At 35.9% G+C, this 21,672-nt stretch carries 20 protein-coding genes and 4 tRNA genes; 23 read left to right on the plus strand and 1 reads right to left on the minus strand.

Going from position 1 to position 21,672, the window contains the following annotated elements:
• Positions 1-42 precede the first annotated feature (42 nt).
• The 22 genes from spoVT to TEPIDINF_RS12370 all read left to right on the plus strand — a co-directional run bounded on the left by spoVT (position 43) and on the right by TEPIDINF_RS12370 (position 19,137).
• Positions 43-582, plus strand: coding sequence for a stage V sporulation protein T (gene spoVT / locus TEPIDINF_RS12265; protein WP_068727070.1), 540 nt, complete (start codon positions 43-45; stop codon positions 580-582).
• A 118-nt stretch (positions 583-700) separates the two neighbouring features.
• Positions 701-2,341, plus strand: a complete 1,641-nt coding sequence (locus TEPIDINF_RS12270) for a putative polysaccharide biosynthesis protein (RefSeq protein WP_421692108.1) — start codon at positions 701-703, stop codon at positions 2,339-2,341.
• A gap of 13 nt (positions 2,342-2,354) precedes the next feature.
• The gene (gene yabN / locus TEPIDINF_RS12275) at positions 2,355-3,815 is read left to right on the plus strand and encodes a bifunctional methyltransferase/pyrophosphohydrolase YabN (protein WP_421692109.1); all 1,461 of its coding nucleotides are present in this window, start codon (positions 2,355-2,357) and stop codon (positions 3,813-3,815) included.
• Positions 3,816-3,832: 17 nt separating this feature from the next.
• Entirely contained in the window at positions 3,833-4,105 is a 273-nt protein-coding gene (locus TEPIDINF_RS12280; RefSeq protein WP_068727075.1) for an RNA-binding S4 domain-containing protein, read from the plus strand.
• A 67-nt stretch (positions 4,106-4,172) separates the two neighbouring features.
• Positions 4,173-4,460 (plus strand): sporulation protein YabP, encoded by a 288-nt coding sequence (gene yabP / locus TEPIDINF_RS12285; RefSeq protein WP_068727079.1) that lies wholly within the window; start codon positions 4,173-4,175, stop codon positions 4,458-4,460.
• Complete coding sequence (yabQ, locus tag TEPIDINF_RS12290) at positions 4,457-4,975, plus strand: spore cortex biosynthesis protein YabQ (RefSeq protein WP_421692110.1); 519 nt, start codon at positions 4,457-4,459, stop codon at positions 4,973-4,975. Before yabP ends, yabQ begins: the two co-directional genes overlap by 4 nt.
• A gap of 27 nt (positions 4,976-5,002) precedes the next feature.
• Positions 5,003-5,305 (plus strand): FtsB family cell division protein, encoded by a 303-nt coding sequence (locus tag TEPIDINF_RS12295; RefSeq protein ID WP_069797921.1) that lies wholly within the window; start codon positions 5,003-5,005, stop codon positions 5,303-5,305.
• A gap of 92 nt (positions 5,306-5,397) precedes the next feature.
• Positions 5,398-5,805 (plus strand): S1 domain-containing RNA-binding protein, encoded by a 408-nt coding sequence (locus TEPIDINF_RS12300; RefSeq protein WP_068727085.1) that lies wholly within the window; start codon positions 5,398-5,400, stop codon positions 5,803-5,805.
• 154 nt (positions 5,806-5,959) lie between these two features.
• Positions 5,960-6,035 (plus strand) — tRNA-Met (locus TEPIDINF_RS12305).
• Positions 6,036-6,156: 121 nt separating this feature from the next.
• Positions 6,157-6,233 (plus strand) — tRNA-Met (locus TEPIDINF_RS12310).
• Positions 6,234-6,237: 4 nt separating this feature from the next.
• Positions 6,238-6,312, plus strand: a tRNA-Glu gene (locus TEPIDINF_RS12315).
• Between the two features lie 106 nt (positions 6,313-6,418).
• Positions 6,419-6,494 (plus strand) — tRNA-Val (locus tag TEPIDINF_RS12320).
• A gap of 318 nt (positions 6,495-6,812) precedes the next feature.
• The gene (spoIIE, locus tag TEPIDINF_RS12325) at positions 6,813-9,305 is read left to right on the plus strand and encodes a stage II sporulation protein E (RefSeq protein WP_421692111.1); all 2,493 of its coding nucleotides are present in this window, start codon (positions 6,813-6,815) and stop codon (positions 9,303-9,305) included.
• A 78-nt stretch (positions 9,306-9,383) separates the two neighbouring features.
• Positions 9,384-10,100 carry a vWA domain-containing protein gene (locus TEPIDINF_RS12330; RefSeq protein ID WP_421692112.1) on the plus strand — a complete coding sequence of 239 codons (717 nt, stop codon included), beginning with the start codon at positions 9,384-9,386 and terminating at the stop codon, positions 10,098-10,100.
• On the plus strand, positions 10,084-11,007 hold the full coding sequence (locus TEPIDINF_RS12335; protein ID WP_421692113.1) for a protein kinase domain-containing protein: 924 nt from the start codon (positions 10,084-10,086) through the stop codon (positions 11,005-11,007). The genes TEPIDINF_RS12330 and TEPIDINF_RS12335 overlap by 17 nt, the downstream gene beginning before the upstream one ends.
• Before the next feature lie 39 nt (positions 11,008-11,046).
• Positions 11,047-11,781 carry a threonine/serine exporter family protein gene (locus TEPIDINF_RS12340; RefSeq protein WP_421692172.1) on the plus strand — a complete coding sequence of 245 codons (735 nt, stop codon included), beginning with the start codon at positions 11,047-11,049 and terminating at the stop codon, positions 11,779-11,781.
• A 22-nt stretch (positions 11,782-11,803) separates the two neighbouring features.
• Entirely contained in the window at positions 11,804-12,253 is a 450-nt protein-coding gene (locus tag TEPIDINF_RS12345; protein ID WP_068727097.1) for a threonine/serine exporter family protein, read from the plus strand.
• Positions 12,231-13,610, plus strand: a complete 1,380-nt coding sequence (tilS, locus tag TEPIDINF_RS12350) for a tRNA lysidine(34) synthetase TilS (RefSeq protein WP_421692114.1) — start codon at positions 12,231-12,233, stop codon at positions 13,608-13,610. Before TEPIDINF_RS12345 ends, tilS begins: the two co-directional genes overlap by 23 nt.
• 83 nt (positions 13,611-13,693) lie before the next feature.
• Positions 13,694-14,233 (plus strand): hypoxanthine phosphoribosyltransferase, encoded by a 540-nt coding sequence (gene hpt / locus TEPIDINF_RS12355; protein WP_068727102.1) that lies wholly within the window; start codon positions 13,694-13,696, stop codon positions 14,231-14,233.
• A 69-nt stretch (positions 14,234-14,302) separates the two neighbouring features.
• Positions 14,303-16,240, plus strand: a complete 1,938-nt coding sequence (gene ftsH / locus TEPIDINF_RS12360; RefSeq protein ID WP_068727104.1) for an ATP-dependent zinc metalloprotease FtsH — start codon at positions 14,303-14,305, stop codon at positions 16,238-16,240.
• A 347-nt stretch (positions 16,241-16,587) separates the two neighbouring features.
• Complete coding sequence (locus TEPIDINF_RS12365) at positions 16,588-18,222, plus strand: formate--tetrahydrofolate ligase (RefSeq protein WP_421692173.1); 1,635 nt, start codon at positions 16,588-16,590, stop codon at positions 18,220-18,222.
• A 150-nt stretch (positions 18,223-18,372) separates the two neighbouring features.
• Entirely contained in the window at positions 18,373-19,137 is a 765-nt protein-coding gene (locus TEPIDINF_RS12370) for a type III pantothenate kinase (protein WP_069797933.1), read from the plus strand.
• A 93-nt stretch (positions 19,138-19,230) separates the two neighbouring features.
• On the opposite strand, the gene TEPIDINF_RS12375 is transcribed toward TEPIDINF_RS12370, so the two are convergent.
• Positions 19,231-20,487, minus strand: a complete 1,257-nt coding sequence (locus TEPIDINF_RS12375; RefSeq protein WP_415802040.1) for an IS110 family RNA-guided transposase — start codon at positions 20,485-20,487, stop codon at positions 19,231-19,233.
• A 297-nt stretch (positions 20,488-20,784) separates the two neighbouring features.
• Here TEPIDINF_RS12375 and hslO point away from each other — a divergent pair, with 297 nt between their 5' ends.
• Positions 20,785-21,654: an Hsp33 family molecular chaperone HslO gene (hslO, locus tag TEPIDINF_RS12380; RefSeq protein ID WP_421692115.1), complete on the plus strand. Its 870-nt coding sequence runs from the start codon at positions 20,785-20,787 to the stop codon at positions 21,652-21,654.
• Positions 21,655-21,672: the final 18 nt, after the last annotated feature.

The following is a 21,672-nucleotide window of genomic DNA, read 5'->3' on the forward strand; positions in this document are numbered from 1 at the left end:
GTTCAACTTTGTTACTATATACAAGAAAGTGAGGCATCAAGAATGAAAGCAACAGGTATTGTTCGACGAATTGATGACTTAGGAAGGGTTGTTATCCCAAAGGAAATTAGAAGAACCCTAAGAATCCGTGAAGGGGATCCATTAGAAATTTTTGTTGATCGAGATGGAGAAGTGATATTAAAGAAATATTCGCCAATTGGCGAACTTGGGGACTTTGCAAAGGAACTTGCTGATTCCTTATACGAAAATTTAAACCACGTTGTCTTAATTTCAGATCGGGATACGATCATTGCAGTAGCCGGTGTTAGCAAAAAAGATTATATGGAGAAATCTATTGGGAAAATTGTGGAAGAAAGTATGGAGCAACGCAAAACTTTAGTGGAAACGAACTCTGGAGAAGTTAGTATAGTAAAGGATTCCCTCGAAAGCTATACTTCTTATGTCATAGCACCTATTGTCGCTAGTGGTGACCCGATAGGAGCAGTCATTTTGATTGCTAAAGATGACACTAAAATGGGTACATTGGAAATCAAAATGGTGGAAACAGCTGCATCATTTTTAGCAAAACAGATGGAACAATGATCAAATATGAAGTAGGTATTGAAGCAGGCATCGCCTGCTTCTTCAATTTTAATGGGTGAATAAAACAGCTTGTGTTATAATAATTTAGACATTTTGTAATTTATGAGGAGAGAGAAAGATGCATTCTAAGGGGCAATCATTTATCAAAGGGGCTGCCATATTAGGCATAGCTGCACTTATATCCAAACTATTAGGTGCAGTTTATCGAATCCCTTATCAAAATATTACTGGAGATGTAGGATTAGCAGTTTATAATAAAGTTTATCCGATCTATAGTATGTTATTGATTATTGCAACGGCTGGTTTTCCTATTGCCATCTCAAAAATGGTTTCTGAACGTTTAGCGTTAGGGGACAAGCGAGGAGCAAAACGTATTTTTAGGATTTCAGCATATATTCTTAGTATGACTGGTATTCTCTTTTTTATTATTCTTTATTTCGGATCCGACTTATTAGCTGTCTTAATGGGAAATCAACAGCTTTCTATTGCGATAAAAAGTGTCTCCTTTGCCCTTTTAATTGTTCCTTTAATGGCAGCCATTAGAGGCTATTATCAGGGTCATCAATATATGGTACCTACTGCTTATTCACAAATTGTTGAACAAATCGTTCGAGTGATCACAATCTTAGTCTTATCCTATTGGTTTATAAAGAATGACTATGGGGTCTATTATGCAGGTGCAGGGGCTGTTTTTGGAGCATTTTCTGGAGCCATCTTTGCCTTTGCTGTTCTATTATTATTTTGGAAAAAGACGAATCGTATGACGGACGAGATCTTTTTATCTCATGGGCAAGTTGAAATCCAGCAATTTAGCCAACAACCAGTAGTTGGAATTATAAAAAAGATATTATATTATTCCATTCCTATCGCTTTAGGATCATTAATCTTGCCTTTATTTGGTGTCGTTGATTCCTTTTCTGTTTCTAACTTACTTCAAGCATTAGGATTTGAAAAAACCCAATCAGAATATTGGTTTGGGATCTATACAAGAGGTCAACCCTTGGTCCAGTTTACAGCGTTTTTTGCAACATCTTTATCTTTAGCATTGGTTCCTTCTATATCTGAAGCGTCAGCAAGAAAGAATCATCAATTGATTCAAGAACGTACCGATTTGGCTTTAAGACTAACCTTACTTATTGGTCTTCCTGCTTCTGTTGGACTTGCCGTGATTGCTGAACCGGCAAATATTTTACTTTATGAAAACAATGTAGGGACCAAAACATTAGCTATTTTAGCCTTCACATCCATGTTTTCAACCTTAGGAATTACTTCTTCAGGTATATTACAAGGAATTGGGCAAGTGATCTTACCAGCAAGAAATCTTTTTATTGGTGTAATCATTAAATTAGTGCTTAACCTCATTCTCATTCGTACCTTTGGTATCGACGGCGCAGCTTTGGCCACTGTTAGTGCATATGCGGTTGCGACGTTTTTAAATCTAATTGCTGTAAATCAATATACAGGTATCAAAATTGGTTTCTTGAATTTCTTTGTAAAACCAACCATAGCAACTTTGATGATGGGGGCAATCGTATGGATAGCAAAGGAATTTTTAGAGTTAGCGATATCTCCTTTTATCCCCAAAGAACGGTTGTTGATGGCGGTCGTTTCTATCGTTTCTGTAAGTTTAGGTATCATTGTCTTTGCCTTTAGCCTCTTTATTTTTGGGGCGATTACTAAAAAGGATTTAATCAACACTCCTAAGGTAGGAAAGAAACTAATTACTTTTACGGAGCGGTTGAGAATATTAAAAGATTAAAGGAGTCTCTTTTATGAATGAGAAAATAATCATTATAGGACTGGGTTCTGGGAATGAAGAACAGTTGTCTCTAGGGGCCTACAAATTATTAAAGAGTAGTGATCATCTTTACTTAAGGACGAAAATTCATCCAGTCGTTTCTTTTCTGGATCAAGAGGGAATTAATTATAAAACGTTTGACGATCTTTATGATACAAATCAGGAATATGACCAGGTTTATCAAAAAATAGCAACACATTTATTAGAAGAGGTAAAAAGGGTGGATTCGATTGTTTATGCTGTTCCTGGACATCCAATGGTTGCAGAGAAAAGTGTACAATATTTATTAGAACTAGGAAAGGCAAAGGGAATCGAAATTGAAGTAAAGGGGGGAGAAAGTTTTTTAGACACCCTATTTTCAAGTTTACATATTGACCCAATAGATGGTTTTATCTTTTTAAACGGCGAAACCATCACTAGAAATGATTTAGATCCCTCTAAAAATATTGTGATTGGCCAAGTTTATAACCAATTTGTTGCATCCGATGTAAAATTAACTTTATTGGAACTTTATCCTGAGGAGATGACAATCTGGATTGTTAGCAATCTAGGAATGGGTAGTAAAGAGATTATCAAACCAATTTCCCTCTACGAATTGGATCACAAACCAGAAGATTTTCATCATCTAAGTTCAGTTTTTGTTCCAATGACAGAGGATGAACAGGTTCAACAAAAAACATTTTCTAGGTTAGTTGAGATTGTCCAAACGTTAAGGGGGCCAAATGGCTGTCCTTGGGATAAAGAACAGACACATCAATCGATTAGGAAGTATCTCATTGAAGAGGCTTATGAACTTTTAGAGACGATTGATGAATTAGATATGGATCATATGATTGAAGAATTAGGAGATGTTCTATTGCAGGTGATGCTTCACGCACAAATAGGGGATGATGAAGGATATTTTAATATCTATGATGTGATTATGCAATTAAATCAGAAGCTTGTAAGAAGACATCCTCACGTATTTGGAGATGAGAAAGCAGAAAAGGCAGAAGAGGTTTTTAAACGTTGGAATAAGATAAAGGAGCAGGAAAAGGAAAAACAGGGTGTGATCCATTCCTCTATCTTACAGGGTATTCCAAAAGATTTACCGGCAATCTTACGTGCCTACAAGTTACAAAAAAAGGCGGCTAGTGTTGGCTTCGATTGGCCAACGATTGAACAAGTTTATCAAAAAATTGCTGAAGAAATTGATGAACTTAAAGAGGCAAATGGTGAATCGGCAAAGGATGAATTAGGGGATGTAATGTTTGCGGTTGTTAATCTAGCTAGATTTATGAAGATAGATCCAGAAGAAGCGCTAGAAAAAACAAATCGAAAATTCATGAAAAGATTTTTCTATATCGAACAAAAATTAAAAGAAAAAGGAATTCCGATCGAACATGCTGCATTAGAAATCATGGATCAATATTGGGAAGAAGCTAAAAAAGTATAGTTAGAGAGGTTGATTAAATGAGATTAGATAAATTTCTAAAAGTTTCAAGGTTGATTAAACGTAGGACAATCGCTAAGGAAGTCTCTGATCAAGGTCGTATTGAAATTAATGGACAGGTTGCTAAAGCTAGCTCAAATGTGAATGAGGGAGATCTGCTCTCTATTCGATTTGGCCAAAAGAAGTTAACAGTTCAGGTAAACAAATGTGTGGAGACCTCAAAGAAGGAAGAAGCTTTAGAGATGTATACAGTGATAAAAGAAGAAAAGATTACAGAACAAGAAGGTTTATAATCAGCCTTCTTTTTTTGTTCTAAAAATTTTGCCAAGCCATAAGATGTAGTAAAAGGGGGTTGATAAAATGGAGGATAGATCAAGAAAAGGGCTTAAACATGAAGTGATGGTTGTAGATAGAGAAGTCATGCAAGTTACAGGTGTAAAGGATGTAGAGAGCTTCGATAGTGAAGAGTTTTTATTAAATACGGAATTCGGATACTTGCATATTCGTGGGCAAAATTTACATATTAAAAATCTAAATTTAGAACAGGGATTTGTTGCAATTGAAGGTTTAGTCTATGAGATGGGATATTTAAACGATGGATACTCTTCGGAGAAGGCTAAAGGATTCTTTGGCAAGTTGTTTAAGTGACACTAAACGAGCAATTTATCACAACAATTTTAATGATAGGTAGTGGATTTTTTGTTGGAATGATCTTTGATAGCTATCGGGTGCTAAAAAAGGAAATAGATCTACCTCAGTGGATCGTCTTTATTTTTGATGTAAGTTTTGGTGTTTTTTCTGCTCTTTTCATCTTTCGTTTGTTATTATGGAGTAATGATGGACAACTTCGTTTATCAATATTATTAACATTTATAATCGGTTTATGGTTCTATTATATTACAATAAGTAAGATCATTTTAAAATTTTGGAGTAAGTTGTATCATCTAATCAAAACCATATGGGTCTTGGTGATTCATGCAATCAATATTCTTGTGATTAAACCAGTCATTTTAATTTATAAGTTGTTTATTTCAATACTTACCTTTCTTTTTGCAATGTTTATACCTATCTTGAAGTTTATACAAAAGTTTTCAACTAGAGTTAAGCAAAAAGCAGGATTTTCCTCCTTTTTGAAGAAACTATTTACGCGTAAGAAGAATTAGCCTAATTTTTAATGGAGGATAACTGTCATGTCAAAAAAAAATCAAATCAATCATGCGAGTAGAAAAAGAATACATGCAATTATTCTTCTTTTAATGACTTTTATAGTTTGGGCGGGGTTTACCGGCTACAATCAGTGGATAGATATTAAAGAAAAAAAAGCTAAACTAGTGGAATTGCAGAAACAAGAGCAACAAGTGGCTGAAACCAAAAGGGAATTAGAAAAGAAAGTAATGCTTTTGCAAAACAAGGAATATATAGCAGAGATGGCACGAAAATATTACTTTTTATCTAAGCCTGGAGAGTTTATTATTATTACCCCTGAGGAATAGATTGGTAAACGATCATTATTGACATGTTTTCTGAGCATCAGTTATAATCTCATTAGTCTATTCTTTATTCTTTAAGGAGGAAGTTTTAATACATGTCAATTGAAATAGGCAGCAAAGTTAAAGGGAAAGTAACAGGAATTACCCATTTCGGTGCGTTTATTGAGCTGCCAAGTGGTGAAACCGGTTTAATTCATATTTCCGAAATTGCTGATAGTTATGTAAAGGATGTAAATGAATTTTTAAAAGTAAATGACATGATTACGGTTAAGGTGATTAATGTCGAAAAGGATGGAAAGATCGGCCTTTCTTTAAAGAAAGCACAGGAAAAACCAGTAGAACATACACCGAAAGAAAGACCACAAAAATCTACACGTCGTCAATCAAATGAAAGTTTTGATGACAAGTTGAACAAGTTCTTAAAAGATAGTGAAGAACGACTTTCTACATTACGCAAAAGCACCGATTCTAAACGAGGGGGTCGTGGCGCCCGTCGCGGTTAAATCATATATGTGGTATTATACTTTGTGGCTATTTGGTCACAAAGTATAATTATTTCCTGCCAGTGATAATGATTCCCTTCATAAAAAAGTATGTTTTTGAAAAAGACAGTTGACTTCCTTTTCAAAGTTATTATATAATAAATATTGTGACTGACGCGGGGTGGAGCAGTTGGTAGCTCGTCGGGCTCATAACCCGAAGGTCGCAGGTTCAAGTCCTGTCCCCGCAACCAATTAAACCATTTGTACTACGTCGATTGGCATCCTTGATCAAATGAAATCGGAGTGCCTGTGGTACAACCAATTAAACCATTTGTACTACGTTGATCCATAATAGGATCATTTATTATATATGGCGGTGTAGCTCAGCTGGCTAGAGCGTACGGTTCATACCCGTGAGGTCGGGGGTTCGATTCCCTCCGCCGCTACCATACTGGCCCGTTGGTCAAGTGGTTAAGACACCGCCCTTTCACGGCGGTAACAGGGGTTCGAATCCCCTACGGGTCACCACAAAAAGAAGACAGAGGTAAGAGATCAGAAGTCAGAGAGAAAGAAAGGACTTCGAAGAAAAACATTCAATCTGACATCCGACTTCCGGCATCTGAAATCTGTATTTGGACGATTAGCTCAGCTGGGAGAGCACCTGCCTTACAAGCAGGGGGTCGGCGGTTCGATCCCGTCATCGTCCACCATTTTAATACTTACATAAAACACGCTTAGGCGTGTTTTTTTTTTAAAGATTAAGAAAGTATAACTTTCTTCCATTTCCATCTTATGCTTTTATGAAAAAATATTTTAGGAAGTTTTGTCGGAAATGGTACCTATTCTAAGTAAATCGACAGATATTTGCGGGAGCATTTGTTCTTAAACCCCTTAAGTTTGTATAAACCCTTGTCGGTTAGGTAGATTTTGTCGTAATTTTTTTAAAAGCTGTCTCCTTGTTTTGACAAATTTTGTTTACCTTTCTGTTTATAATAAATGACACAATAGGAAATCGGGTGGTGTCATTTATGTTTAAAAAATTTATTTTAAAGAATGGTTTATTGGTTCAATCAGGGACAGTTTCTACGTATTTAAATCAAATAGGCGATCTGTTGCACCAAAAAGTAATGGGTTTTTTTTATCTCCTTTTTAAAAGATGGGAATTCGGTTATTTGGTAATGGGTTTTTTATTAGGTAGAGCGGTTATTCTGAATGATATGTCTCCCTTTGCCATTCCTTTCTTCGCTTTAATGTATCATTTGAAAAAAGAGAAGTTATTATATATTAGTTTAGCCATCTTATTTGGTACAAATCTTACAGATAGCCGTCATTCAGCTATTATCTTTTCGGGTATGGTGATCTATTTCTTTGTTCAAAAATGGTTAGTTACAAAAAACAAAGCAGACTTATCCTATGCTCCATTTCTCGTTTCGCTCTCTATGGCCATTCCCCAAGGGACAAACCTTTTTTATCAACAAGTTAATGAAATCTATCCTTGGGTAATGGCTGGGATCGAAACAGCCTTAGGGTTTATCTTAACCTTAATCTTCGCCCAATCTTTGCCTATTCTTATCTACCAAAAGGATCAAGTCTCTTTAAATCAAGAAGAGATTATTGGGTTAATTATTCTTTTAGCTTCGACGATGACTGGAACTGTAGGTTGGACTATTCAGGATTATTCCATTGAGCATATCATCTCTCGCTATCTGATTTTAATATTTGCTTTTGTTGGTGGTGGTGCGATTGGTTCATCTGTTGGTGTTGTTACCGGATTGATCTTAAGTTTGTCTAACACAAATGCTGTTTATCAAATTAGTTTGTTAGCTTTCTCAGGACTTTTAGCAGGTTTATTAAAACAAGCAAATAAATTAGGTGTTGCATTCGGTTTAGTGATCGGTACAACGATTTTATCCATTTATTTAGGAGACCAAAACGAGATTTGGATTTCTTTTGCTGAATCAATGATTGCTTTAGTTTTCTTTGTTTTAACCCCTAAGTCATTGATCAAGCAAATCGCCACATTTATTCCTGGTACAAGTGAATACCATCTTCATTATCAAGAGTATGTTTCAAAAATAAGATCAGTTACTTCAGGGAAGATCGATCAGTTTGCAAATATGTTTACCCAATTAGCAAATAGTTTTAAAGAAATCTCAGCCCCTACGAGGATTGATCAAAGTGAACAAATTGACCACTTTATGAGCCAGGTGGCGGAAAAACATTGTCAAACTTGTTGGAAAAGAAATAAATGTTGGAATGAGGAATTTTTTAAAACTTATCGAATCATGACGGAATTGATGACAATCATCGAAACGAAAGGAAAAATAACGAAAAAGAATATTCCCAGTGAGTGGGCCGACCATTGTGTAAAATCGGATCAAACCTCTTTTCATTTAATGGATGTTTATGACAGTTATAGTGACCATTTATATTGGAAAAATCAATTAGAAGAAAGTAGACAATTAGTCGCCCATCAATTATACGGTGTCTCCCAAGTGATGAAAGATTTAGCTCAAGAAATACAAAAAGACGGTAAAGATTTGGGTATACAGGAACAACAAATCCATCAAGCCTTAGAAAGGTTAGGTCTGTCTGTACGCCAAGTAAATATTATTCGACTAGAGGAGGGTAATGTCGAAATAGAAGTGACTCAACCAAATTGTAATGGAAGGGATGAGTGTATCAAGATTGTTGCTCCATTAATTTCAGAGGTGCTCAATGAAAATATCATCGTAAATAACAAGGAATGTCAATTCAAGAAAGACGGCTCATGTAAAATGTGTTTACGATCTGCAAAAACCTATGAAGTAGATACAGGATATGCAGGAGCGGCAAAAGGAGGAAAATGGTTATCTGGTGATAGTTTTAGTACAATCGAGGTTAGCAACGGGAAATATGCTGTTGCTTTAAGTGATGGCATGGGAAATGGTGAGCGTGCTCGAACAGAAAGTAAAGCGACTTTGGAGTTGTTAAAACAGTTATTACAATCAGGAATTGAAGAAACGATTGCAATAAAGACGATTAACTCTGTATTACTATTACGTTCTCAAGAGGAAATTTTCTCGACTGTTGACTTGGCAATTGTGGACTTATTTAATGCAAAAACCAAGTTTCTTAAGGTCGGATCGACGCCTAGTTTTATTAAACGCGGTGATGAGGTCATCATGATATCTGCTAATAATTTACCAGTAGGCATTATCCAAGACATTGACATTGAGAGTATCGAAGTAGCACTTCAACCTGGGGATTTATTGATTATGATGACAGACGGCATCTATGACTCACCAAAACGGACGGCAAATAAGGAGTTATGGATGAAAAGAATGATACAGGAAATTGAATCCGATCTTCCGCAGGAATTTGCCGACTTATTGTTAGAAAAGGTAGTTCGATATTTGCAAGGGGAAATTAGAGATGATATGACTGTGGTTGTTTCCAAAATTGACAAGTATCAACCAGAATGGGCAACAATAAAAATTCCTGGACTGTCCAAAATTGAAAGGGAAAGAATAGTTAATTAGAAAACATTGTGTTTTAAGGGATTACGTATAACTGCTCCCCTTTGTGGAAATGAATGGTATTAAACAGGGGGGAGCAAAATGAATGAAACTTTAGTTTTCAATCAAATTACTTTAATTACAGATGGTTGTTCGAACCAAGGCTATTCACCGATTGAAGCTGCCAGACAAGCTTATCAAAAGGGAATTATTATAAATGTGATAGGGATCACTGATGGAGGTCAAATTGGAAAACAAGGTATTCTTGAAATTGAAGGGATTGCAAAGGCCGGAGGCGGACTGAGCCAGATCGTTCCTGTAGAAAGGGTAAAGAAAACAGTTCAATTTGTTACTAGACAAGCAATGAACAAAACAATTACCCAAGTTGTTAACGCACAACTCGTACAAATTTTAGGGGAGAAAGATTTAGTTGAAATCTCCCCTAATCAAAGGTTAAAGGTTGCAAATATGATGGATGAAATGGCAGAACATAGTCATCTTAAGGTTTTATTATTAATTGACCAAAGTGCAAGTATGCTAAAAAAAATGGAAAAGGTACAAGAAGCAATCGTTGACTTCCAATTAAGTTTATTGTCTAGAGCTGGGGAGAGCTCAATTTCGATTGTTATCTTTCCAGGCAATCCTGATCTCCTTGATATTAAAATTCCTTGGACGAAAGATATTAAGAAGGTAGATACCATATTACATCAAATGGTACCACAGGGAAATACACCTACTGGATCAGCTATTTTAAAAAGCATTGATCTATTTTATCAATCAAAACATAAACAAGGGTTGCTTGATGAATATGTTGTTTAATCGTTCCCATAAAGAAACTTTTCGTTCAGGTAAGGTGATTAAGGGTAAATGGAATGGTAGACAGTATATTGTGAGGCGGTCACTTGGCTCAGGGGAAAATGGCACGGTTTATTTGGTTCAATCATCTGGAAAACTATATGCTTTAAAAATAAGTCCTATCTCAATTGATCTCGGTTATGAAATTACAGTGATACAGCGTCTTAGTGAAACCCAAGGTCCAAGCCTTGGGTTTTCCGTATTTGACATTGATGATTTTATTGATGATGATGAACATTATTCTTTTTATGTAATGCCTTATGTACAGGGTATTTCTATTAAATATTTCTTTTATGGAAAAAGTGAGAAGGATTATTTAAAAATATTTATAAAAATGCTTAAATTATTAGAAGTGATTCATAAAGAAGGGTGGGCATTTGGCGATTTAAAACCTGAGCATTTTTTAATTGATCCTGACTTAGGAAAACTCTCAATGATTGACTTTGGAGGTGTAACAAAGTTTGGTGAAGGAATTAGGCAGTACACAGAAATATATGATAGGGGAAGCTGGGGGGCAGGGACTAGAAAGGCTGACCCACATTACGATTTATTTTCTATCGTCATGATTTTATTACAACTTACTTTAGGTGAACAGAAATTTTATCAAATTTATCGATCACATCGTAGTTTTCATGAACTTTATGATATAATACCTAATATTCATGATTTGAAAAATTTGTCACCTATTTTAATAAAAATTCTAAATGGAACTTATACATCAGCAGGTTTAGCAATTGAAGAATGTTCAAAATTCTTAGGAGGCTCTAAGAATACCACTACTAAGAAACCATGGAATTGGATTGAATGGCTATTTACTTCATCGATCATCTTTTTTATTCTTATGTTTGGACGATTGATTTACTTGTGGTAAGGGGGAAGCCCTTTTGTGAAAGAAAATGTAGCTGATATTATGGAAGTCTGTTTATTAGCCGGAAAAATTATGTTATCAAGTGGTGCGGAAACTTATCGTGTTGAGGATACGATGAATCGCATTGCAAAAGCTTACTCTGTTTATGAAACAAATAGTTATGTGACGCCTACGGGTATATTTCTAACCATTCAAGGTAGAAATAAAGAAGATGTCCAAACTAAATTTATGCGTATTTCTGAACGTTTAATTGATTTAAATAAAGTTGCTTTGGTCAATGATATTTCACGTAAGATCAGCTCAGGAATCATGTCGATTGACTTAGCATACGAAAAATTGTTAGAAGTTGAAAAGGAGGAGCCACTTTATCCATTATGGCTTCAAATATTGGCCGCTTCAGTTGCGAGTGCTTTTTTTTCGTTAATGTTTGGAGGAGGTTGGCAAGATGTAACTCCAGCATTATTTGCAGGCGGTATTGGTTTCATCCTTTTTATTTATATTCATCGTATAGTACAAGTTAAATTTTTTGCAGAGATCTTAGCTGCTTTCATCATTGGGGCAATCACTTATCTTTTTTATTATTTTGGGATGGATATTCATTTAGATAAAGTGATTATCGGATCGATTATGCCATTAGTACCAGGAGTACTTATAACAAACGCAGTTAGAGATCTTATGGCTGGCGATTTAGTATCTGGTTTGGCGCGCGGGGCAGAGGCCTTTTTTACAGCCTTTGCGATCGGAGCTGGAATTGCAGTATTTATTGCAATGATTTAGTGGATTAGGGTATGGTGTGAACATGAATTTTGAAACATTTTATACAAGTTTTTTTGCAACGATGGCCTTTGGTATTATTTTTAACGTTCCTAAGAGGTCAATGATTAGTGGTGGAATCATTGGAATGTTAGGATGGGCTCTTTATATTTGGCTAACAGGACAATATCATTTTGATATGGTTTTTGCTACCTTGATCGCTGCATTTTTTGTTGCTACAGTAAGTCAATTATTGGCAAGGTATCACAAGATGCCAGTAACTGTGTTTAGTGTTTCGGGAATTATTCCTTTAGTACCAGGTGGATTAGCTTATGATACTATGCGCCATTTTGTAGAAAATGATTATTCAATCGCAATTAAATATGCAACAAAGACATTGTTGATATCGGGAGCAATTGCCTTTGGACTTATTTTTTCAGGGGTTATTTCTCAAATCTTAAGAAGGAATGACAATGCAAATGTTAAGGAAGATTAAACAAACAATTGAGGCTTATCAAATGATAGAAAGTGAGAAACCTATCATTATCGGTTTATCTGGAGGACCAGATTCTATGGTTCTATTAGATGCCCTCTCTAAAATCACTTCTAATCCTTTGGTTGCAGTTCATCTTAATCATCAATTAAGGGGAAAGGAATCTGATGATGATGCTCAATTTGTTTTGGAACAGTGCAAGAAAAGAAACATTCCTATTGAAATAAGCACAGTGAATATCGCTGATTATATGAAAGAAACGGGTTTGGGAACTGAAGAAGCTGGTAGAGAAAAAAGATATCAATTCTATTATGAAGTAGCACAAAAACGGAACGCAGATATGATTGCCTTAGGGCATCACTTGAATGATCAAGCGGAAACAGTATTGATGAGAATCATTAGAGGGACAGGCGTTCACGGGCTTGGAGGAATTCCTTATGTTCGTGTATGGAAAGGCTTAAAGATTATACGGCCACTATTAGATATAACAAGGCAAGAAATTGAAGATTATAGTTATACTTTTGCTATTCCCTATAGAACAGATAAGAGTAATTTTTCTACAAATTATTTTCGGAATCAAATCAGACTAGAAATCATTCCTTACTTAAAAAAATATAATCAACAAATCAATAATCATTTACATCATTTAGGGAAAATTACTCAAGATGAAGATAAATATGTACAAAAGTTAGCAGAAGAAGTTTTGGAAAAATGTGTCATTGAGAAGAATACTCATTCATATACTTTAAATACTATTTTATTACAAAAATTGGAGATTGCTTTACAAAGAAGATTGATTCATCTAATATTAAGTTATCTGATTTTATCAGAAGAATTTGGTTATAAGCATATTGAAGATATTCTTTATCTCATTAGACAGAAAGAACCTTCCAAGTCTTTAGATTTGCCTGGGATACGCGTTTATCGAAACTATGATCAGATCGTTTTCACCACCCAAATGGTAAAAACAGACACTCCATCTTTTTATATCGAGATGGAAGTTCCAGGGGAGGCTACATTATCTTTCATTGGAAAGCGTTTTAAAACGATTCTTTCTGATCGGTTTTTAGAGCTTGAAGGAATATGGGCAGTATTTGATTATGAAAAATTAAATAGCAAAGAACCTATCATCATTCGTTCTCGGATGCCTGGGGATCGAATGACGGTATTTGGAATGCAAGGAACAAAAAAAGTAAAGGATCTTTTTATTGATGAAAAGATCCCAAAATCTAGTCGTGATTTACAACCAATTATAGAAATTGATCGCGAGATCATTTGGATTCCCGGTGTAAAACGTTCTAATATCGCTTTAATTTCTGAACAAACAAAGAAGTTTTTATATATCATCATGACAACATGACTGATTATATATACATAATATAAACAATGTTAAATACCATAAGGTATTATAAATGATCACCAAATTTTTATAGGAGGATGGATATGGAAAATGACATCAAAGAAATACTAATCACAAAAGAAGAAATTGAGCAAAAGGTCAGTGAATTAGGATCTATTTTAAGTAAAGAATATGAAGGAAAGACCCCATTGATGGTTTGTGTGCTCAAAGGGGCGACGCTTTTTATGTCGGATCTAGTCAGACATATGAATATTCATGTAGAAATGGATTTTATGGCTGTCTCAAGTTATGGAGCTTCTACTGAATCTTCTGGTGTGGTACGTATTTTGAAGGATTTGGATACAACAATTGAAGGAAGAGATATTATTATCGTTGAAGATATCATTGATAGTGGTCTTACATTAAGTTATTTGGTTGATCTTTTTAACAGAAGAAACATCAACTCAATAAAAATCGTTACTTTATTAGATAAACCGCATAGAAGAAAGGTCTCATTAACCCCGGATTTAAGTGGGTTTGTTATCCCTGATGAATTTGTGGTAGGTTATGGTTTAGATTATAATGAAAGGTACCGTAATTTTCCATATATTGGCGTACTTAAACCAGAAGTGTACTCCCGTTAAGTATGTCTATTGTGGGGACTTTTTCTTTTATGATAAAATAATGAAAGTGTTCATGAGAGGAGGTAAGAGATGAACCGCTTTGTAAGAAATACCGGATTTTATTTACTAATTTTCTTACTGACAGTTGGAATTGTTAGTTTTTTTACAAAACCTGGTACAACAACAGAGCAAATCAGTTATACCCAATTTAAAACTGAATTAGCTGAAGGCAAATATAGCGAGATTACTGCTCGTCCAGATGGAATCACTTACCGAATAGAAGGTGTGTATAAAGCCGGTGCAGATAGTAAAAAGCAGTTTTATACAAATGCACCCTTTAGTGAAGGATTTTTAGCAGATCTTACCAATGCCCCTGTTGATAAATTGACCTTTTTAGAGCCTAAAAGAGATTCGATTTGGATTACTTTTCTAACATCGATTATTCCTTTAGTTCTTATCTTTCTTCTTTTCTTTTTCTTACTAAATCAGGTGCAAGGCGGCGGTAGCAAAGTTATGAACTTTGGTAAAAGCCGAGCCCGTTTATACAATGAAGAGAAGAAAAAAGTTACCTTTAAAGATGTAGCTGGCGCTGATGAGGAAAAACAAGAACTTGTTGAAGTGGTTGAGTTTTTGCAAGATCCGCGTAAATTTGCTTCATTAGGCGCAAGAATTCCAAAAGGAGTTTTACTTGTTGGGCCACCAGGAACAGGGAAGACGCTATTAGCCAGGGCTGTAGCAGGTGAAGCAGGTGTACCTTTCTTTAGTATTAGTGGTTCTGACTTTGTGGAAATGTTCGTCGGTGTAGGTGCATCTCGTGTACGTGACTTATTCGAGAATGCAAAGAAAAACTCTCCATGTATTATTTTTATTGACGAAATTGATGCCGTTGGTCGTCAACGTGGTGCTGGTTTAGGCGGTGGGCATGATGAAAGGGAACAAACATTAAACCAGTTGCTTGTAGAAATGGATGGATTTGGGGCTAATGAGGGAATTATAATCGTCGCGGCAACAAACCGACCAGATATATTGGATCCTGCCTTATTAAGACCAGGGCGTTTTGATAGACAAATTACTGTTGATCGACCTGATGTTAAAGGTCGCGAGGAAATATTAAAAGTTCATGCTAGGAATAAACCATTAGCTGATGATATTAAGTTAGATGTGATTGCTCGAAGAACTCCAGGGTTTACAGGTGCTGATTTAGAAAACCTTCTTAATGAAGCAGCTCTATTAGCAGCTAGGAAAAATCTTAAAGCAATTACAATGCTTGAAATAGATGAGGCCATTGACCGCGTAATCGCTGGTCCGGAGAAAAAGAGCAGATTGATTAGTGAAAAAGAGAAGAAAATCGTTGCTTACCATGAGGCTGGTCATACCATTGTTGGATATCATCTTGAGCACGCTGATCAGGTACACAAAGTAACTGTGGTACCAAGAGGAAGTGCTGGGGGATATACGGTGATGTTACCTAAAGAAGATCGTTATTTCATGACCAAACCTGAACTACTTGATAAAATTACCGGGTTGTTAGGGGGTCGAGTAGCTGAGGAGATTGTGCTTGGAGAAGTAAGTACCGGAGCTCATAATGACTTTGAACGGGCAACAAGTATTGCACGTAGAATGGTAACAGAATTTGGTATGAGTGAAAAGTTAGGCCCGATGCAGTTTGGGCATGGCCAAGGTCAAGTATTTCTAGGCAGAGATTTTAATCGCGAGCAGAATTATAGTGATAAAGTGGCATATGAAATCGATCTTGAAATTAGAAGATTTATTGAGGAAAGTTATCAACGTTGTAAACAAGTTCTTGAAGAGCATAGAGATGAACTTGAACTAGTTGCGCAGACATTGATGGTGAAAGAAACCCTAGATGCTGATCAAATTAAACAATTAATTGAAAACGGAAAGCTTGATGATGAAAATATAGATCATCAAGTAAAGGTTCAAATTCAGCACAAAGAAAACCGTTCTGATCAAGAACTAAACTTTAAAGACGAAATGACGATCGATCAAGATAAAAAAGAAGAATAAAGTTTAACTATAAAAAGGAGCCATTTTGCTCCTTTTTTTGAAGATTAAGAAAGTATAACTTTCTTCCATTTGTTATTTAAGGGTTTGTATATACCATAAGCTGCGACCTTCAGAAGTGCCCTTCTCTCCGTAATCTTTATTCATAGAAGGGCACGGATGACGGAGCGCGATGGAATATACAAACCTTTTTTACCAAATGATTGAGCTTTTTAAAAATGTTATATATGATACAATTATGGAATGGTGTTTAATATTAAGGGAAACGAATAAATTTTGATCCAAGGGGGATTTTGTAAGTGAATGAAAAACCAATTCTAACAGATATTGAAATCGCCCAAAAGGCAGAAATGAAGCCTATTTTTGAAATAGCAAAAGAAATAGGTATCTTAGAAGATGAAATTGAATTATATGGGAAGTACAAAGCCAAAATTTCTCTAGATTTATTAAATCGCTTACATAACAAAAAAGATGGGAAATTAGTTTTAGTTACTGCCATAAGTCCTACACCTGCTGGAGAGGGAAAATCGACAGTAACGGTTGGCCTAGGGCAAGCTTTTAATAAAATTGGTAAAAAGGCTATTATTGCGTTAAGAGAGCCATCTTTAGGTCCAAGTATGGGGATTAAAGGCGGGGCTGCTGGAGGTGGTTACTCACAAGTCGTTCCGATGGAAGATATTAACCTTCACTTTACTGGGGATATACACGCAATTACAACGGCACATAATGCATTATCTGCGATCATCGATAATCATATTCAACAAGGGAATGAATTACAAATTGACCCAAGAAGAATCATTTGGAAACGGGTTCTTGATTTAAATGATCGTGCTTTAAGGCAGATAGTGATTGGATTAGGTGGTCCAATCCAAGGAATGCCAAGACAAGATGGATTTGATATTACTGTTGCCTCTGAGGTAATGGCAATCCTTTGTTTATCTAGTGGGTTAAAGGATCTCAAAGAAAGACTGAGCAAGATTGTGGTGGCCTATACCTTTGATAAAAAACCAGTTACTGTGGCAGATTTAGGGGTACAAGGGGCAATGGCACTACTATTAAAAGATGCAATTAAACCAAACCTCGTTCAAACATTGGAAAACACTCCTGCTTTTGTACATGGTGGTCCCTTTGCGAATATTGCTCATGGGACAAATAGTATATTGGCAACAAAAATGGCATTAAAACTTGCAGATTACACGATTACTGAAGCTGGATTTGGAGCAGACTTGGGCGCAGAGAAATTCTTCCATATTGCTTCAAGATATGGAGAATATAAACCAAGTGCTGTTGTGATTGTGGTAACAGTTAGAGCATTAAAAATGCATGGAGGAGTAGCAAAAAGTGATTTGAAAATAGAAAATGTTGAAGCTTTAAAAAGAGGTTTCGAAAATCTTCAAAAACATATGGAGACGATTCAAGCCTTCGATTTACCTTACGTCGTTGCCATTAATCAGTTTCCAACCGATACAGAAAATGAATTACAGGAATTAAAAAAACTGGTTGAAGGAGAAGGAGTTCTAGTTGCTATTTCAGAAGTATGGGCAAAAGGTGGAGAAGGTGGAATAGAATTAGCTGAAAAATTGATTGAGGTTATAGAAAAAAATGGAAAAGAGCATCAGGAATTGTATCATGTTGAAGATCCTATTGAGGTAAAAATCGAATCTATTGCTAAAAAAGTGTATGGAGCTGATGGTATCGAATTTACTAGCTCAGCCAGAAAACAAATTGAACAATTTAAAGAAAATGGTTGGGATAAATTGCCTATTTGTATGGCAAAAACCCAATATTCTTTATCAGATGATCCTTCAATGTTAGGTAGACCAACAGGATTTAAAATTACTATTAGGGAATTAAAGCCTTCTTTAGGGGCAGGTTTCATCGTTGCCTTAACAGGAGATATCATGACAATGCCTGGACTTCCTAAAAAACCGGCTGCTTTAAATATGGATATTGATGAAAATGGAAAAATTACAGGATTATTTTAAAGGCTAATTTTTGATGGATTATTCATAAAGTAATGTAGCTAAGGGGTTGTACTTTAAACAACCTCTATTTTTTTATTTTTAATTGATAATCATATGTACCGTTGGTAAGATTAAAAGATAGTAAATTTACATAGAAAAGGTGAACGTCAAATGATCCTAGTGGTCGACGTAGGGAATACAAATATAGTTTTGGGTGTTTATCAAGAGGAAAATTTATTACATCATTGGCGAGTAGCTACAGATCGTAGTAAAACAGAGGATGAATACGGAATGTTGATCAAACAATTATTTCAGCATGATCATCTTCTTTTTTCAGATATACATGGTGTTATTATTTCATCTGTAGTACCACCACTAATGTTTGCATTAGAAAAAATGGTAAAGAAGTATTTTAGACTAACACCTATTATTGTTGGCCCTGGAATTAAAACTGGGATTAAAATTCAAATAGAAAACCCAGCAGAAGTAGGTGCAGATCGTATCGTTAATTCGGTAGCTGCTATTGAAATTTATGGAACCCCTTTAGTGGTCATTGATTTTGGTACAGCAACAACCTTTGACTATATTGATGAAAATGGGGTTTACCAGGGAGGGGCAATTGCTCCAGGTATAGGAATCTCTACAGAAGCTCTTTATCAAAGAGCAGCAAAATTACCAAGAATTGAATTAGTCAAGCCTAAAGAGATTGTTGGAAAAAATACGATAACAGCGATGCAATCTGGAATTATTTATGGATTTGTTGGACAAGTTGATGCCATTGTAGAACGTATGATTAAACAAAGTCCTAAAAAACCAAGAATCGTAGCAACTGGCGGGTTGGCTGGCTTAATTGCTACGGAATCAAAGACGATAGAAATTGTAAATTCATTATTAACCTTAGAAGGATTAAGAATGATATATAACAGGAATATCTAAGGAGCGATAGCGTGAAAAATAAGCTTAAATTTGGTAAAAAAGGGCGCAGCAAACTAAGGTCTTTAAAGACCTAAAAAAAATCAAGCTTTGGTTTTAAGCTACAGAAATGTCAGAAGCCTTTATTATACCTTGGGCAATTAGGAGTTTTATTGCCTGATTAATAGCTTTCTCTTTCTGCTTGTCCTGCATTTCTTGTGGCATATCAATTTTATACAAGTCGCTTGGATTCCACACTTCGCCAGTAACAAACATATTGTATATGGCGGTGAGTATCATCCTTGCAATAGCGATTATGGCTCTTTTTTTGCCTCTCCTTTTAGAAATGCGTTCGTACTTGATTTTGTAGTAAGGAGACTTATCCGATTTCACGGCTGCATGGGCAACTTGTACCAATGCAGGTTTGAGGTATACACCGGCACGTGTAATACGGACAGATTTCTTCTTACCAGCAGATTCATTATTGCCAGGTGTTAGTCCCGCCCAGCAGCACAAACGCTTGGAGTTGGCAAATTGAGACATATCTGTACCAATCTCGGAGATAATGGTGATTGCAGATGCTCTATTAACTCCGGGAATGGTACATAAAAGGTTAATGGCACTTTCATAAGGTTCGACCAACTTATCCAGTTTTTCGTCCAGTTCAGCAATCGAATTGGTTACGAAGTCGAGGTGAGAACGAACCATGATCATACGTTCTTTTTGTTCCTGAGTCATTTGGTATCCTTCAATAGATTCAACCACGTTATCTGCTTTTTTTTTCAAAGATTTATGAAGAAGAGAAGTACAGTATTCCGGGTCAAAGGTATCAGAGGAAATCAGATAGTCCGTGATGGAAGTGGCAGATTTGCCAAACATGTCGGAAACGACAGCATCAAGGGCTACATTACAGACTGTGAAAGCGTTTTGAAAACGGTTCTTTTCACTGCTTCTACAAGAAACAAGTTTAGAACGGTAGCGAGTGTATTCACGAAGAATACGGACTGGTTTATTAGGGATATAGCTTCCTGGTACTAAACCAAGGCGGAAAAGGTCAGCAATCCACTTAGAATCTTTTTTATCATCCTTATTTCCTTTTACAGCCTTCACCCATTTGGGGTTAGCAACAGTCATACGGATGGTATCTTCCAAAAGATTGTAGACAGGAACCCAATATTTCCCGGTCGATTCCATGCACATATCATAGCAGTTGTTATCAATCAGCCACTGCTTGAATTGAAGAATGGAATTGTTAAAAGTAGAAAATCTCTTTTTTGAATAATGAGGGGTAATCCCCTGTGAAGTAATAATTGTGGCGACGAGAAAAGTCTTATGCACATCGACACCGCAACAGATAGGATAAACAACTTTCATGGCACAGCCTCCTTTCATAATTGGAGGAAGAAGACATTGACTGAACCATCACACATTTAACAAAGAGCTAAAACAATGATTAGCGTGCGGTCTTATAGAACCACTTATTTGTGCTTGAAAGATGATTCTTACACTGGTTATTATACTGTTTTGAACTGAGAAGTAATCTACGACTCACCTCGCCGTGCTTTGTAGTATATCTTCTCCTTAAGTTAATCATAGCAAAGTGGTGAAAGCCGCACACCATTTTTCATTACTATTTGTGCCGCCAGCGCTAGCGGCGGAATGGAGGTTATTATGAATGATTATTTAGTAAAGGCATTAGCCTTTGACGGAAAAGTAAGAGCTTATGCGATAAAATCAACAGAATTGGTTTCTAAACTACAACAAAGTCATGATACATGGCCAACAGCAAGCGCTGCCTTAGGAAGAGCAGCAACGATAGGGGCTATGATGGGAGCGATGTTAAAAGGAGATGAGAAGTTAACCATTTTGATAAAAGGGGATGGACCTATTGGGCAGATAGTTGTTGATGCGAACGCAAAAGGTGAAGTGCGTGGTTATGTGACAAATCCTGTTGTAGATCTACCCGCTAATGAATTAGGTAAATTAGATGTTGCAAGTGCAGTTGGTGAAGGGTATTTATATGTGATTAAAGACCTTGGATTAAAAGAACCTTATCGTGGAAGTGTTCCCCTTATTTCTGGAGAGTTGGGAGAGGATTTCACTTATTACTTTGCTTATTCAGAACAAACCCCCTCTTCTGTTGCTGCAGGGGTCTTAGTAAATCCTGATTACAGTATTCGTGCTGCAGGAGGGTTCATTGTTCAAATTATGCCAGGATTAGAGGAAAATGATATATCGATGATTGAAGCATCAATTCAAAATATATCATCCGTAACAAGCTTGATCGATCAAGGAATGTCACCAGAACAAATTTTAGAAACAATCTTTGCAGAAAAAGTAGAGTTTCTTGAAAGCATGAATATTCAGTTTAAATGTTCATGTTCCCATAACAGAATAGAACAGATGCTTATTAGTTTAGGCAAAGAGGAAATTAAGGATATGATTGAAAAGGAAAATGGTGCAGAAGTTGTTTGCCAGTTTTGTAATACTAAATATTATTTTAATAAGGAAGATTTGTTGCAAATTATAAGTACTCTTTAAAGCTTATTTCACCCATAA

The organism is Tepidibacillus infernus, from assembly GCF_048898065.1.
Classification (GTDB): Bacteria; Bacillota; Bacilli; order Tepidibacillales; family Tepidibacillaceae; genus Tepidibacillus_B; species Tepidibacillus_B infernus.

What these genes read in the sequence shown, in the direction of transcription:
- spoVT (WP_068727070.1), top strand. Translation starts at nt 43, where the DNA reads ATGAAAGCAACAGGTATTGTTCGACGAATTGATGACTTAGGAAGGGTT.
- TEPIDINF_RS12270 (WP_421692108.1), top strand. Translation starts at nt 701, where the DNA reads ATGCATTCTAAGGGGCAATCATTTATCAAAGGGGCTGCCATATTAGGC.
- yabN (WP_421692109.1), top strand. Translation starts at nt 2,355, where the DNA reads ATGAATGAGAAAATAATCATTATAGGACTGGGTTCTGGGAATGAAGAA.
- TEPIDINF_RS12280 (WP_068727075.1), top strand. Translation starts at nt 3,833, where the DNA reads ATGAGATTAGATAAATTTCTAAAAGTTTCAAGGTTGATTAAACGTAGG.
- yabP (WP_068727079.1), top strand. Translation starts at nt 4,173, where the DNA reads ATGGAGGATAGATCAAGAAAAGGGCTTAAACATGAAGTGATGGTTGTA.
- TEPIDINF_RS12295 (WP_069797921.1), top strand. Translation starts at nt 5,003, where the DNA reads ATGTCAAAAAAAAATCAAATCAATCATGCGAGTAGAAAAAGAATACAT.
- TEPIDINF_RS12300 (WP_068727085.1), top strand. Translation starts at nt 5,398, where the DNA reads ATGTCAATTGAAATAGGCAGCAAAGTTAAAGGGAAAGTAACAGGAATT.
- spoIIE (WP_421692111.1), top strand. Translation starts at nt 6,813, where the DNA reads ATGTTTAAAAAATTTATTTTAAAGAATGGTTTATTGGTTCAATCAGGG.
- TEPIDINF_RS12330 (WP_421692112.1), top strand. Translation starts at nt 9,384, where the DNA reads ATGAATGAAACTTTAGTTTTCAATCAAATTACTTTAATTACAGATGGT.
- TEPIDINF_RS12335 (WP_421692113.1), top strand. Translation starts at nt 10,084, where the DNA reads ATGAATATGTTGTTTAATCGTTCCCATAAAGAAACTTTTCGTTCAGGT.
- TEPIDINF_RS12340 (WP_421692172.1), top strand. Translation starts at nt 11,047, where the DNA reads ATGGAAGTCTGTTTATTAGCCGGAAAAATTATGTTATCAAGTGGTGCG.
- TEPIDINF_RS12345 (WP_068727097.1), top strand. Translation starts at nt 11,804, where the DNA reads ATGAATTTTGAAACATTTTATACAAGTTTTTTTGCAACGATGGCCTTT.
- tilS (WP_421692114.1), top strand. Translation starts at nt 12,231, where the DNA reads ATGCAAATGTTAAGGAAGATTAAACAAACAATTGAGGCTTATCAAATG.
- hpt (WP_068727102.1), top strand. Translation starts at nt 13,694, where the DNA reads ATGGAAAATGACATCAAAGAAATACTAATCACAAAAGAAGAAATTGAG.
- ftsH (WP_068727104.1), top strand. Translation starts at nt 14,303, where the DNA reads ATGAACCGCTTTGTAAGAAATACCGGATTTTATTTACTAATTTTCTTA.
- TEPIDINF_RS12365 (WP_421692173.1), top strand. Translation starts at nt 16,588, where the DNA reads ATGAAGCCTATTTTTGAAATAGCAAAAGAAATAGGTATCTTAGAAGAT.
- TEPIDINF_RS12370 (WP_069797933.1), top strand. Translation starts at nt 18,373, where the DNA reads ATGATCCTAGTGGTCGACGTAGGGAATACAAATATAGTTTTGGGTGTT.
- TEPIDINF_RS12375 (WP_415802040.1), bottom strand. Translation starts at nt 20,487, where the DNA reads ATGAAAGTTGTTTATCCTATCTGTTGCGGTGTCGATGTGCATAAGACT.
- hslO (WP_421692115.1), top strand. Translation starts at nt 20,785, where the DNA reads ATGAATGATTATTTAGTAAAGGCATTAGCCTTTGACGGAAAAGTAAGA.